This is a genomic window from Streptomyces sp. Tu 3180 (assembly GCF_009852415.1).
Classification (GTDB): Bacteria; Actinomycetota; Actinomycetes; order Streptomycetales; family Streptomycetaceae; genus Streptomyces.
The window spans coordinates 5,836,337-5,849,293 of record NZ_WOXS01000002.1 but is presented as its reverse complement, the minus strand read 5'-3'; the positions used below and the strand labels follow the sequence as shown (position 1 = coordinate 5,849,293).

Here is a 12,957-nt window from a genome sequence, read left to right as displayed (position 1 = left end):
TGCTCTGACACACCCGGTCCGGGATGCGGACACCCGCACGGTCGATCAGTGACCGGTGGACCCGCCGTTGTCCCGGCGGTCGAGGGCGCGCTGGAGAGCGGCGGCGGCGTTGCGGCGGTCGGACTCGCTCGCACGGGAGGTGCGGCGGACGCGGCGGACGGTCGTCTCGGACATGGGGCATCGACTCCTTCGACATGCCTGGAGTGCGGGAAGAGGGTGACGAGACGCCGGTTGGGGCGGGGAGCGGGGGCCGCAGGGGTTGCCTGCACGGGGCCCGGCTCACGACCGCCGTTCGCTTGATCGAGCGAGACGTTCGGCTCCTACAAAACTAAGGGAGGACCGCGGCCCTGTCTCCACAATTACTCGGACTTCCTACTATCTGAGACGGCGGAGTGCGTCACACGGCGCCGGCCTGCGGTTCCGCACGCGCGCACGGTTCCCGGACGAGGACGAGGACGAGGACGCGGGCAAGGCGCGGACGGCGGCCGTCCGGCTCCCGGTCGTCCACCCGACTGATCCTCCGCACGGCGTGTGGCACCGGGTTCCGGCCGAGGGAACGGTGAGGTCATGAACGACACGGCCAAGGCACTTCTCGAGGGCGGCCCGCAGGACCTGCCCGAGCGGATCGTCCCGATCACGACACCCGGGGAGGACCTGAAGATCGAGCTGCGCAACGGCTACGAGCACTTCAGGCCCACCGACCGCCGGGCGGACACCCCGGAGGGCAGCCTGCAGGTGTACGAGTGGTGGGAGCGGACGGAGATGCCCGGCTAGGGGCCTTCTGACGGATCTCCGCGGGAGATCCGTCAGAAGGCCCCTGGGTCCGGGAACCGGCGGACGCCGTCGCCGGGCGGACAGGCGGACGGGCCAGGTCGGGGGGGAGACCTGGCCCGTCCGGGATCGGGTGGGCGTCAGCCCATGTGCGGGTACGTGTAGTCGGTCGGCGGGACCAGCGTCTCCTTGATCGCGCGGGTCAGGGTCCAGCGCATCAGGTTCTGCGGGGCGCCGGCCTTGTCGTTGGTGCCGGAGGCACGGCCGCCGCCGAAGGGCTGCTGGCCGACGACGGCGCCGGTCGACTTGTCGTTGATGTAGAAGTTGCCGGCCGCGTAGCGCAGCTTCTCCATCGTGTACGCCGCCGCCGCACGGTCGTTCGCGATGACCGAGCCGGTCAGGGCGTAGTCGGAGACGGACTCCATCTGGGTCAGCATCTCGTCGTACTTGTCGTCCTCGTAGACGTACACCGCGAGGATCGGGCCGAAGTACTCGGTGCGGAAGACCTCGTTCTCCGGGTCGGTGCACTCGATGACGGTCGGGCGGACGAAGTAGCCGACCGAGTCGTCGTAGGAGCCGCCGGCGACGATCGTGCAGGTCTCGTCCTCCTCGGCGCGGTCGATGGCGGCCTTGTTCTTGGCGAAGGCGCGCTCGTCGATGACGGCGCCGATGAAGTTCGACAGGTCGGTGACGTCGCCCATGGCGAGGGCGTCGACCTCGGCGGCGAACTCCTCCTTGAAACCGTCGTTCCAGATCGACGCCGGGATGTACGCGCGCGAGGTGGCGCTGCACTTCTGGCCCTGGTACTCGAAGGCACCGCGGGTCAGGGCGGTCTTGAGGACGGCGCGGTCGGCCGACGGGTGGGCGACCAGGAAGTCCTTGCCGCCGGTCTCGCCGACCAGGCGCGGGTAGGTGCGGTACTTCTCGATGTTGTTGCCGACCGTCTTCCACAGGTACTGGAAGGTCTTGGTCGAGCCGGTGAAGTGGATGCCGGCGAGGTCCCGGTGGGCCAGCGCGACCTCGGAGACCTCGATGCCGTCGCCGGTGACGAGGTTGATGACGCCCTTGGGCAGGCCCGCCTCCTCCAGCAGCCGCATCATCAGCACGGCGGCGTGGGTCTGCGTCGGGGACGGCTTCCAGACCACCACGTTGCCCATCAGGGCGGGGGCGGTGGGCAGGTTGGCGGCGATGGCCGTGAAGTTGAACGGCGTGATCGCGTAGACGAAGCCCTCCAGCGGGCGGTGGTCCAGGCGGTTCCAGACGCCCGGGGAGTTGGCCGGGGGCTGCTCGGCCAGGATCCTGCGGGCGTAGGAGACGTTGAACCGCCAGAAGTCGACCAGCTCGCAGGGGGTGTCGATCTCGGCCTGCTGGGCGGTCTTGGACTGGCCCAGCATGGTGGAGGCGGCCATGGTCTCGCGCCAGGGGCCGGACAGCAGCTCGGCGGCGCGCAGGATGATCGCCGCGCGGTCGTCGAAGGACATCGCGCGCCAGGCCGGGGCCGCGGCGAGGGCGGCGTCGATGGCGTCCTGGGCGTCCTGCCGTGTGGCGTTGGCGTACGTGCCCAGGCGGGCCTTGTGGTTGTGCGGCTGCACGACGTCGAAGCGCTCGCCGCCGCCCATCCGCTTCTCGCCGCCGATGGTGCAGGGCAGGTCGATCGGGTTGTCGGCCAGCTCCCTGAGCTTGGCCTCCAGACGGGCGCGCTCGGGCGAGCCCGGAGCGTAGCCGTGCACCGGCTCGTTGACGGGGGTGGGGACCTGGGTCACAGCGTCCATGGTGTGCGAACTCCTTGTCGTGAGCGGTCTTGCGAGCGTGGCGCGGGCGGCTCAGCCCTTGGTGACCATCGAGCGGACGAAGAAGCGCAGGTTCGCCGGCTTCTCCGCCAGACGGCGCATGAAGTAGCCGTACCAGTCGGTGCCGTAGGCCGTGTAGACGCGCATGCGGTGGCCCTCGGCGGCCAGCCGCAGGTGCTCGTCGCCGCGGATGCCGTACAGCATCTGGAACTCGTACTCGTCGAGCTTTCGCCCGGCGCGGTGGGCGAGCTCCTGGGCGATGGAGATCAGGCGCGGGTCGTGGGACCCGATCATCGGGTAGCCCTCGCCCTCCATCAGCGTCCGCAGGATGCGCACGTACGCCTTGTCGATCTCGTGCTTCTGCTGGTAGGCGACCTCGGCGGGCTCCTTGTAGGCGCCCTTCACCAACCGTACCCGGCTGCCGTTCGCGGCGAGGCGGCGCGCGTCCTCCTCCGTGCGGAAGAGGTAGGCCTGGATGACGCAGCCGGTCTGCGGGAAGTCCTGGCGCAGCTCCTCGTGGATGGCGAACATCGAGTCGAGGGTGGTGTGGTCCTCGGCGTCCAGGGTGACCGTGGTGCCGATCCCGGCGGCGGCCTCGACGACCGGGCGGACGTTCTTCAGGGCCAGCTCGTGGCCGCCCTCCAGCGCCTGGCCGAACATCGACAGCTTGACGGACATCTCCGCGCGGGTGCCGAGCTCCAGCGGCCCCAGCCGGCCGATCAGCTCCAGATAGGCGTCCCGGGCGGCCTCGGCCTGGGCGGGGGTGGTGATGTCCTCGCCGACGACGTCCATCGTCAGCTCCAGGCCCCGTCCGGTGAGTTCGCGGACGATCGGCAGGATCTCGTCGACGGTCTCGCCGGGGATGAAGCGGTCGACGACCTGTTTGGTCACGGGAGCCGCCGAGACCAGGCGTCGCATCCGGTCGCTGCGCGACGCGGCGAGAATCACGGGACCCAGCACGGGGCACCTCCACTTACAAAGCAACAGGGGCCGCGCCCCGGGATCTGGCTTTTCGGGGACGGCACGGAGAACCACCGTGAAACCTAAGGATGACTCCGATCGTCGGCCATCGACAGCTGTCACGCATCCGTGCGGCAGATCTCATACAGATGTATGAAGGCTCCGGGACTTTGGGGGAGAATGCCCGGGTGACGTCGGAACACAGGGGCGACTACCAGGAGCTGGTGGACGAGATCTCGGAGCTGCTCGGCGCTCCGGCGACGCTGGAGAACCGGGACTTCGAGCTGATCGCCTTCGGCGCGTACGACAGCGAGGGCGACCTCGATCCGTCCGCGCTGGACCCGGTGCGCACCCGCTCGATCCTGACCCGCCGCTCGACGGCCGCCGTCCGCGCCTGGTTCGAGGGCTTCGGCATCACGCGGGCGACCGGTCCGGTCCGGATCCCGCGCACCCCGGAGGCGGGTGTGCACCGGGGGCGCATCTGCCTGCCGGCGCGCCATCGGGGAGTCGTCCTCGGGTACGTCTGGCTGCTGGAGGACGAACCGGGGCCCACCGAGCGGCAGCTGGAGGCGGCCATGCGGGTCACGGCCCGGATCGGCGCGCTGCTCGCGGACGAGGCCCAGCACGGCGCCGACCTCTCCCGCGAACTGCGGGCGGTGCTCACCGCCGAGCGGGACTGGCAGCGGGAGATGGCGGTCGCCGAGCTGCGCACCGCCCTCGGCACCCGCGCCGACGGCCCGCACACGGTGGTCTGCGTCGCCCCGTGGCCCTCCTCCGACCCCGAGGACGCGCCCTCGGTCCGCACCGTGCCGGGGGCGGAGGCGCTGTGCGCGCTGCCGTGGGGGGCGACGGCCCGGTCCCTGGCGCTGCTGGTCCGGCTGCGCTCGACGGACGTGCTGACACCGGCGAGGTCGGCGGCGGGACGGCTGCTGGAGAAGGCGGACGGGACGCGGCCCGCCGGACGGTCCGCGCGGCCCCCGGCGCCCGCCGCGGGGATCGCCGCCCCGCGCACCGGGCTCGCGGAGCTGGGCGCCGCCTGGTCGGAGGCGTCGGCGGCGGCCCGGGCGGCGCTCGCCGAGCCACGGCTCGGCCCGGTCGCCGAATGGGCGTCCATCGGACCCTTCCGCCTGCTGACCGCGCTGCCGCCGTCGGCCGTCCGCGATCCCGTGGTGGGGGTGCTGCTCTCCCCCGCCCACCGCGAGCTCGCGCGGACCACCGAGGTCTACCTCGACCGCGCGGGCCAGGCCGGCCGCACGGCCGCCGAGCTGGGCATCCACCGCCAGACCCTGTACTACCGCCTGTCCCGGGTGGAGCAGCTCACGGGGCTGGACCTGGACGACGGCGAGGACCGCCTGCTGCTGCACATGGCCCTGAAGGGCGCGCGCCTCTGACGCGCCGCGAGGCGGCGCCGCGGCCGGTCGCCGTGCCCGGGTTCCCGCCCGCCGGCCTCCAGGACGAGCCGGGCCACGGCCACCTCCTCCTCCGCCACGGCCGCGCGGTCGTGCGGCCCGCCGCGGACCGGGTGGTCGAGGTGCGCGAGGGGCGGATCACCTCCGGGCGGCGGCCTCGACGACCCGGCGCAGCCCGGCGGTCAGCTGCCCGGCCTCGGGGGCGGTGCGCGGGTCGAAGGTCCACTGGGCGATGAGCCCGGTCATCAGGGTCACGTAGAACATGCCGAGGGTGTCCGCGGTCTCGTCGGAGACGTCCTCCTCGCGGCCGCCCATCAGCAGCGGGACCAGTCCCCGCCCGGCCTCACGCTGGGCCGCCGCCAGGTGGTCCCGCACCTCCGGGAGCCGGTCGCCGAGGGCGAGGACCTCCATGCTGAGCCGCCACACCGAGCCGGGCTCCTTCATGGTGCCGATGATGTTCGACCACACCCACTCGAACCGCTCGAGGGAACCGGGTTCGGTGTCGTCCGCGCTCCCGCCGCCCTCGAAGGCGTCGCCCATCCCCTCGACCAGCGAGACGTAGGCCTGCGCGAGCAGCGCGTCCTTGGAGCCGTAGTGGTAGCCGATGGACGCCAGGTTGGTCCCCGACTCCTTGACGATGTCACGCGCCGTCGTGCGCACGAACCCCTTGGCGAGCAGGCAGCGTTTCGCGCCCTCGAGCAGATCCTCACGGTGTCCCATGGCGTCACCCTACCCCGGTCCATACAAGCGTCCCAGACACATGACTTATACAATCGTTCTAGACAGTCGTTTAATACGTGCGTACATTCGCCGCCATGACGAACCCGACGCACCCCGCACCGGCCGTCGCGCGCGCCGGCCGCCGGGAATGGACCGCGCTCGCGGTGCTGATGCTTCCGCTGCTGCTGGTCTCGATGGACGTCTCCGTCCTCTACTTCGCGATCCCCGGGATCAGCGCCGACCTGGAACCGAGCGGCACCCAGCAGCTGTGGATCTTCGACGTCTACGGCTTCGTCCTGGCCGGCCTGCTGATGACCATGGGCTCGCTGGGCGACCGCATCGGCCGCCGCAGGCTCCTGCTGATCGGCGCGGGGGCCTTCGGCACGGCCTCCCTGCTCGCGGCCTACGCGCACACCGCCGAGACGCTGATCGCGGCCCGTGCGCTGCTCGGCATCGGCGGCGCGACCCTGATGCCGTCGACGATGGCGCTGGTCCGCACGATGTTCACCGATCCCTCCCAGCGGGCGAAGGCGATCGGGCTGTGGTCCGGGGTGATGACGGCCGGGATCGCGCTCGGCTCGGTGATGAGCGGCGTCCTCGTCGAGCACTTCTGGTGGGGCTCGGTCTTCCTGGTCAACCTGCCGGCGATGGCCCTGCTGCTGGTCCTCGGCCCGCTGCTGCTCCCCGAGTCGAGGAACCCCTCCCCCGGCCGCTTCGACCTCCTCGGCGTCCCGCTGTCGATGGCGGCGGTGCTCCCGGTGATCTACGGCCTGAAGGAGCTGTCCTCCGAGGGCTGGAACGTCCGGTACGTCGTCTCGATCACCGTCGGCCTGCTGTTCGCGGCGCTCTTCGTGCACCGGCAGCGCACGGCGGCCTCGCCGATGATCCCGCCGGCCCTCTTCCGCGGACACGGCTTCACCCCGGCGGTCGTCCTCAACACGATGTCGGCCTTCGGGATGATGGGCTCGGCCTACTTCACCACCCAGTACCTGCAGTCGGTGCTCGGCAGGAGCGCCCTGGAGGCCGCGCTGTGGAGCCTGCTGCCGTCGGTGCCCATCGGTGCCGCCGCGCCGATCGCCGCGCACCTGGTCCAGCGGGGTGTCGACCGCGCGTACGTCGTGACGGGCGGTTTCCTCGTCGCGGCGGGCGGCTACGGGCTGCTGGCCCTCACCGGTACGGACTCGCTGTGGCTGCTGCTGGTCGCGTGCGGGGTGCTGGCCTGCGGCATCGTCGCCGTCATGTCCCAGCTCACCGACCTGGCCCTGAGCTCGGCCCCGGTGGAGAAGGCGGGGGCGGCGTCCTCGCTGCTGGAGACGGGCACCGAGTTCGGCGGCGCCCTGAGCATGGCCGTCCTCGGCTCCATCGGCGCGGCCGTCTACCGCCACGACATCCCGTCGACGGCCCCGGAGCCGGCCCGGGAGACCCTGGGCGGGGCGCTGGCCGTCGCCGCCGAACTGCCGGGGCGTGCGGGGGACGCCCTGGCGACGGCGGCGCGGGAGGCGTTCACCGGCGGGATGCAGGCTGCGGCGGTCGCGGGGGCGGTGCTGTTGACGGGTTCGGCGGGGCTCGCGGTGGTGCGCCTGCGCGGGATCCGGGTGCGGGAGGAGCCAGCCGCGGAGGCGGAGAAGGCGGCCGTCTGACGGCGGCCACGCGAAAGGCGCCGGGTGACCGAGCGGTGCTCGGTCACCCGGCGCCTTCGTACGGCGGTGTCAGACCAGGTTCACCGAACGCGCGGACGTCGCCCCGATCTCCGAGGCGAGCTCGCCCAGCACCGCGGCGGAGACCGTGTCGTCCACCGTCAGCACGGCGAGCGCCTCCCCGCCGACCGTCGCACGGGCGACCTGCATGCCGGCGATGTTGATGCCCGCCTCGCCGAGGATGCGGCCCACGGTGCCGACGACGCCCGGGCGGTCCTCGTAGCGCAGCACGACCATGTGGTCGGCGAGCGCGAGGTCCACGTCGTAGTCGCCGACCGCGACGAGCTTCTGGACGTGCTTGGGGCCGGCCAGCGTGCCGGAGACCGAGATCTCCTCGCCGTCGGCGAGGGTGCCGCGCACGGTGACCACGTTGCGGTGGTCGGCCGACTCCGAGCTGGTGGTCAGCCGGACCTCGACACCGCGCTCCTGGGCGAACAGCGGCGCGTTGACGTAGGACACCGTCTCGTCGACGACGTCCTCGAAGACGCCCTTGAGCGCGGACAGCTCCAGCACCTTCACGTCGTGCTGGGTGATCTCGCCGTACACCTCGACGTCGAGGCGGACGGCGACCTCGCCGGCGAGCGCGGTGAAGATCCGGCCGAGGCGCTCGGCGAGCGGCAGACCCGGCTTGACGTCCTCGGCGATGACACCGCCCTGGACGTTCACCGCGTCCGGGACCAGCTCACCGGCGAGCGCGAGGCGCACCGAGCGGGCGACGGCGATGCCGGCCTTCTCCTGCGCCTCGTCGGTGGAGGCACCGAGGTGCGGGGTGCACACCACCTGGTCGAACTCGAACAGCGGGGAGTCGGTGCACGGCTCCTTGGCGTACACGTCGAGGCCCGCGCCCGCGACCCGGCCCTCCTTGAGCGCCGAGTACAGGGCCTCCTCGTCGACGATGCCGCCGCGCGCGGCGTTGATGACGCGCACGCCCGGCTTGACCTTGCGCAGTGCCTCCTCGCCGATCAGGCCCAGCGTCTCGGGGGTCTTGGGCAGGTGGACGGTGATGAAGTCGGAGACCTCGAGCAGCTCGTCCAGCGACAGCACCTTCACGCCCATCTGCGCGGCCCGCGCGGGCTGCACGTAGGGGTCGTAGGCGACGACCTTCATGCCGAAGGCGGACATGCGCTGCGCGACGAGGGCGCCGATCCGCCCCAGACCCACGACACCGAGGGTCTTCTCGGCGAGCTCGACGCCCGTGTACTTGCTCCGCTTCCACTCGCCGTTCTTCAGCGCGGCGTTGGCCTGCGGGATGTTGCGCGCGGTGGCGACGATCAGGCCGCAGGCGAGCTCGGCGGCGGTCACGATGTTCGAGGTCGGGGCGTTGACGACCATCACGCCGGCCTTGGTGGCGGCGGAGACGTCGACGTTGTCGAGGCCCACGCCGGCGCGGGCGACGACCTTGAGCTTGCTCGCGGCGGCGATCGCCTCGGCGTCGACCTTGGTGGCGGAGCGGATCAGGATCGCGTCCACGTCGGCGATGGCCGGCAGCAGCTCGGCGCGGTCCGCGCCGTTGCAGTGACGGATCTCGAAGTCCGGACCGAGCGCGTCGACGGTGGCGGGCGACAGCTCTTCAGCGATGAGTACGACGGGTTTCGAGCTCACGTGAGTCCTCACAAGTCCAATGCGGACGGCCGTCCCGACGGCCGCAGGCGGTGGAGGGTTGCTAGCCGCGTGGAAGACGCACGACGCTGTGGGCCTGACGCGTATGTAGTGCAGCAGTGTAGTGGCGCCGGGGGCGTCGTCTTACGCCGCTTCGGAAGGATCACCCGTCCGTGGGAGGACGGGATGGACAACGTCGCACTACCGACGTTACCCCGGGTTCGCCCAAGGGGCCGGGGCGGTTCGCCCCGGCCCCCGGCGACGAGGCTCACGCCTCCTCGTTCACCCAGCTCATGAGCTTGCGCAGCTCCTTGCCGGTGGTCTCCAGGAGGTGCTCGGAGTCCTGCTGCTTGTACGCGTTGTACTTCTTCAGACCGCCGTGGTACTCGTCCATCCACTGCCGCGCGAAGGTGCCGTCCTGGATCTCGGCGAGGACCTTCTTCATCTCGGCCTTGGTGGCGTCGGTGATGATGCGCGGGCCGGTGACGTAGTCGCCCCACTCGGCGGTCTCGGAGATCGACCAGCGCATCTTCTCCAGGCCGCCCTCGTACATGAGGTCCACGATCAGCTTCAGCTCGTGCAGGCACTCGAAGTAGGCGATCTCCGGCTGGTAGCCCGCCTCGGTCAGCGTCTCGAAGCCCGCCTTGACCAGCGCGGCCGTACCGCCGCACAGGACGGCCTGCTCGCCGAAGAGGTCGGTCTCGGTCTCCTCGGTGAAGGTCGTCTTGATGACGCCGGCGCGGGTGCCGCCGATGCCCTTGGCGTAGGACAGGGCCAGCTGGAAGGCGTTGCCGGAGGCGTCCTGCTCGACGGCCGCGATGCAGGGGACGCCGCGGCCCTCCTCGTACTGACGGCGCACCAGGTGGCCCGGGCCCTTGGGGGCGACCATGCAGACGTCCACGCCGGCCGGGGGCTTGATGAAGCCGAAGCGGATGTTGAAGCCGTGGCCGAAGAACAGCGCGTCGCCGTCCTTCAGGTTCGGGGCGATGTGCTCCTCGTAGACCTGGGCCTGGATCGGGTCCGGGACGAGGATCATGATGACGTCGGCCTCGGCGGCGGCCTCGGACGGGCTCACCACGCGCAGGCCCTGCTCCTCGGCCTTGGCCTTGGACCTGGAGCCCTCGTGCAGACCGACGCGCACGTCGACGCCGGAGTCGCGCAGCGACAGGGCGTGGGCGTGGCCCTGGCTGCCGTAACCGATGACCGCGACCTTGCGGCCCTGGATGATGGACAGGTCGGCGTCGGCGTCGTAGAACAGCTCGGCCACTTTGGGTTCTCTCCTTGAGTGCAGGTGTTGCGTCCCACCGTATGACGGTGGGGTGAGGGGAAGGTTCGGAGTCTCGGAATACGAGCGGCCGGCCGTCGGCCGACCGCCCGTTTCTGGTCTCAGGCCGACCGGTCCAGGGCGCGCAGCGACCGGTCGGTGATCGAACGCGCACCGCGTCCGATCGCGATCGTGCCGGACTGGACGAGCTCCTTGATGCCGAAGGGCTCCAGCATCTTGAGCATGGCGGACAGCTTGTCGCTGCTTCCGGTGGCCTCGATGGTGACCGCCTCCGGGGAGACGTCCACGGTCTTGGCGCGGAACAGCTGGACGATCTCGACGATCTGGGAGCGCGTCTCGTTGTCGGCGCGCACCTTCACCAGAACGAGTTCGCGCTGGACCGCCTGCCCGGGTTCGAGCTCGACGATCTTCAGCACGTTGACGAGCTTGTTGAGCTGCTTGGTGACCTGCTCCAGCGGGAACTCCTCCACGCTGACCACGATGGTGATGCGGGAGATGTCGGGGTGCTCGGTGACGCCGACCGCGAGCGAGTCGATGTTGAAGCCGCGGCGGGAGAACAGGGCGGCGATCCGGGCCAGGATGCCGGGGGTGTTCTCCACCAGGACGGAGAGCGTGTGCTTGGACATGGGGCTGCTTCCTTTACCTGTTCGACGTGCCTGCGGCTCTCAGTCGTCCTCGTTGTCGCCGAAGTCGGGGCGGACGTCCCGGGCGGCCATGATCTCGTCGTTGGAGGTGCCGGCGGCGACCATCGGCCACACCATGGCGTCCTCGTGGACGATGAAGTCCACGACGACCGGGCGGTCGTTGATCGAGTTCGCCTCCTCGATGACCTTGTCGAGATCGGCCGGGTCCTCGCAGCGGATGGCGTAGCAGCCCATGGCCTCCGACAGCTTCACGAAGTCGGGGACGCGGGTGCCCCTCGCCTCCGGGTTGACGTCGTCGGGCCCGGAGTGCAGCACCGTGTTGGAGTACCGCTGGTTGTAGAAGAGGGTCTGCCACTGGCGGACCATCCCGAGGGCGCCGTTGTTGATGACCGCGACCTTGATCGGGATGTTGTTCAGGGCGCAGGTGGTGAGCTCCTGGTTGGTCATCTGGAAGCAGCCGTCGCCGTCGATCGCCCAGACGGTGCGCTCGGGCGCGCCGGCCTTGGCGCCCATGGCGGCCGGGACCGCGTAGCCCATGGTTCCGGCGCCGCCGGAGTTCAGCCAGGTGGCGGGCCTGTCGTACGCGATGAAGTGCGCGGCCCACATCTGGTGCTGGCCGACGCCCGCGGCGAAGACCGTGCCTTCGGGCGCCAGTTGCCCGATGCGCTCGATGACCTGCTGCGGGGAGAGCGAGCCGTCCTCGGGCAGGTCGTAGCCGAGCGGGTAGGTCTCGCGCCAGCGGTTGAGGTCGTTCCACCAGGCGGTGTAGTCGCCGCGGTGGCCCTCGGCGTGCTCCTTCTGGACCGCCTGGACGAGGTCGGCGATGACCTCGCGGGCGTCACCGACGATCGGCACGTCGGCGGCGCGGTTCTTGCCGATCTCGGCCGGGTCGATGTCGGCGTGGACGACCTTGGCGTACGGGGCGAAGCTGTCCAGCTTGCCGGTGACGCGGTCGTCGAAGCGGGCGCCGAGGGCGACGATCAGGTCGGCCTTCTGCAGCGCGGTGACGGCGGTGACCGCACCGTGCATGCCCGGCATCCCCACGTGCAGCGGGTGGCTGTCGGGGAACGCGCCGAGCGCCATCAGGGTGGTGGTGACGGGCGCTCCGGTGAGCTCGGCGAGGACCTTCAGCTCGGCGGTGGCGCCGGCCTTGAGGACACCGCCGCCGACGTAGAGGACGGGCCGCCTGGCGCCGGTGATCAGCTTGGCGGCCTCGCGGATCTGCTTGGCGTGCGGCTTGGTGACGGGCCGGTAGCCGGGCAGGTCCATGGTGGGCGGCCAGGAGAAGGTGGTCTTCGCCTGGAGGGCGTCCTTGGCGATGTCGACCAGCACCGGGCCGGGACGGCCGGTGGAGGCGATGTGGAACGCCTGGGCGATGACCCGCGGGATGTCCTCGGCCTTGGTGACGAGGAAGTTGTGCTTGGTGATCGGCATGGTGATGCCGACGATGTCCGCCTCCTGGAAGGCGTCCGTGCCGATCGACGCGGAGGCGACCTGGCCGGTGATCGCGACGAGCGGCACGGAGTCCATGTGCGCGTCGGCGATCGGCGTGACCAGGTTGGTGGCGCCGGGGCCGGAGGTCGCCATGCAGACGCCCACCTTGCCGGTGGCCTGCGCGTAGCCCGTGGCCGCGTGACCGGCGCCCTGCTCGTGCCGGACCAGGACGTGGCGCACCCGGGTGGAGTCCATCAGCGGGTCGTAGGCCGGGAGGATCGCACCGCCGGGAATGCCGAATACCGTGTCGGCGCCGACCTCCTCGAGAGAGCGGATGAGGGACTGCGCACCCGTGACGTGCTCGACGGGGGCGGACTGTCCTCCGGATCGGGGCCGCGGCTGCGGGTGAGGGGCCCCGGTGGCCTGCTCGGTCATCGGCATTCTCTTCTCGATGCTGAGGGTTTTTGCGAGGTTCGTGCGACTTACGCGTGCTGTTCGGCAGGTGCCTGTGCAACAAAAAACCCCTCGTGCCGTAAGGCAAGCGAGGGGAGCGCGCCGGGTGGTGGTCGCTGAGCGGTCGAGGCTCAGCGTCAGCCGACGCGCTGTCCAAGTACGAGAATTCGGGTGCGCATGGCACTGACCCTCCCC

At 70.9% G+C, this 12,957-nt stretch carries 11 protein-coding genes; 3 read left to right on the top strand and 8 right to left on the bottom strand.

The features are described from left to right. Positions 1 to 45: 45 nt before the first annotated feature. Complete coding sequence (locus GL259_RS39365; RefSeq protein WP_279578634.1) at positions 46 to 174, bottom strand: hypothetical protein; 129 nt, start codon at positions 172 to 174, stop codon at positions 46 to 48. A gap of 393 nt (positions 175 to 567) precedes the next feature. Between GL259_RS39365 and GL259_RS27230 the strand changes: the two genes are divergently transcribed. Further along, complete coding sequence (locus GL259_RS27230) at positions 568 to 774, top strand: DUF5988 family protein (RefSeq protein WP_159535943.1); 207 nt, start codon at positions 568 to 570, stop codon at positions 772 to 774. A 137-nt stretch (positions 775 to 911) separates the two neighbouring features. On the opposite strand, the gene pruA is transcribed toward GL259_RS27230, so the two are convergent. Both pruA and GL259_RS27220 read right to left on the bottom strand, forming a co-directional pair. Then, positions 912 to 2,543 (bottom strand): L-glutamate gamma-semialdehyde dehydrogenase, encoded by a 1,632-nt coding sequence (gene pruA, locus GL259_RS27225; protein ID WP_159535942.1) that lies wholly within the window; start codon positions 2,541 to 2,543, stop codon positions 912 to 914. A 51-nt stretch (positions 2,544 to 2,594) separates the two neighbouring features. Then, positions 2,595 to 3,521 carry a proline dehydrogenase family protein gene (locus GL259_RS27220; protein ID WP_159535941.1) on the bottom strand — a complete coding sequence of 309 codons (927 nt, stop codon included), beginning with the start codon at positions 3,519 to 3,521 and terminating at the stop codon, positions 2,595 to 2,597. A 149-nt stretch (positions 3,522 to 3,670) separates the two neighbouring features. On the opposite strand from GL259_RS27220, the gene GL259_RS27215 reads away from it, so the two are divergent. Beyond that, entirely contained in the window at positions 3,671 to 4,912 is a 1,242-nt protein-coding gene (locus tag GL259_RS27215) for a helix-turn-helix domain-containing protein (protein WP_159535940.1), read from the top strand. Positions 4,913 to 5,068: 156 nt separating this feature from the next. Here the strand turns inward: GL259_RS27215 and GL259_RS27210 are convergent, their stop codons facing one another. Then, entirely contained in the window at positions 5,069 to 5,650 is a 582-nt protein-coding gene (locus GL259_RS27210; protein WP_159535939.1) for a TetR/AcrR family transcriptional regulator, read from the bottom strand. Between the two features lie 95 nt (positions 5,651 to 5,745). On the opposite strand from GL259_RS27210, the gene GL259_RS27205 reads away from it, so the two are divergent. Beyond that, positions 5,746 to 7,290, top strand: a complete 1,545-nt coding sequence (locus tag GL259_RS27205) for an MFS transporter (protein ID WP_208026527.1) — start codon at positions 5,746 to 5,748, stop codon at positions 7,288 to 7,290. Positions 7,291 to 7,359: 69 nt separating this feature from the next. Here the strand turns inward: GL259_RS27205 and serA are convergent, their stop codons facing one another. From serA to GL259_RS27185, 4 genes are all read right to left on the bottom strand, one after another. Further along, a complete protein-coding gene (serA, locus tag GL259_RS27200; RefSeq protein ID WP_159535937.1) occupies positions 7,360 to 8,949 on the bottom strand; it encodes a phosphoglycerate dehydrogenase in 1,590 nt (529 codons plus the stop codon). Between the two features lie 265 nt (positions 8,950 to 9,214). Continuing rightward, positions 9,215 to 10,213 (bottom strand): ketol-acid reductoisomerase, encoded by a 999-nt coding sequence (gene ilvC, locus GL259_RS27195; RefSeq protein WP_159535936.1) that lies wholly within the window; start codon positions 10,211 to 10,213, stop codon positions 9,215 to 9,217. A gap of 119 nt (positions 10,214 to 10,332) precedes the next feature. Further along, the gene (gene ilvN, locus GL259_RS27190) at positions 10,333 to 10,857 is read right to left on the bottom strand and encodes an acetolactate synthase small subunit (RefSeq protein ID WP_030216544.1); all 525 of its coding nucleotides are present in this window, start codon (positions 10,855 to 10,857) and stop codon (positions 10,333 to 10,335) included. A 39-nt stretch (positions 10,858 to 10,896) separates the two neighbouring features. Continuing rightward, complete coding sequence (locus tag GL259_RS27185) at positions 10,897 to 12,744, bottom strand: acetolactate synthase large subunit (RefSeq protein WP_159535935.1); 1,848 nt, start codon at positions 12,742 to 12,744, stop codon at positions 10,897 to 10,899. Positions 12,745 to 12,957 lie beyond the last annotated feature (213 nt).

Excerpts from the sequence above, each read along its gene's own strand:
- GL259_RS39365 (WP_279578634.1), bottom strand. The coding sequence starts at position 174 with ATGTCCGAGACGACCGTCCGCCGCGTCCGCCGCACCTCCCGTGCGAGC.
- GL259_RS27230 (WP_159535943.1), top strand. The coding sequence starts at position 568 with ATGAACGACACGGCCAAGGCACTTCTCGAGGGCGGCCCGCAGGACCTG.
- pruA (WP_159535942.1), bottom strand. The coding sequence starts at position 2,543 with ATGGACGCTGTGACCCAGGTCCCCACCCCCGTCAACGAGCCGGTGCAC.
- GL259_RS27215 (WP_159535940.1), top strand. The coding sequence starts at position 3,671 with ATGTATGAAGGCTCCGGGACTTTGGGGGAGAATGCCCGGGTGACGTCG.
- GL259_RS27210 (WP_159535939.1), bottom strand. The coding sequence starts at position 5,650 with ATGGGACACCGTGAGGATCTGCTCGAGGGCGCGAAACGCTGCCTGCTC.
- GL259_RS27205 (WP_208026527.1), top strand. The coding sequence starts at position 5,746 with ATGACGAACCCGACGCACCCCGCACCGGCCGTCGCGCGCGCCGGCCGC.
- ilvN (WP_030216544.1), bottom strand. The coding sequence starts at position 10,857 with ATGTCCAAGCACACGCTCTCCGTCCTGGTGGAGAACACCCCCGGCATC.
- GL259_RS27185 (WP_159535935.1), bottom strand. The coding sequence starts at position 12,744 with ATGACCGAGCAGGCCACCGGGGCCCCTCACCCGCAGCCGCGGCCCCGA.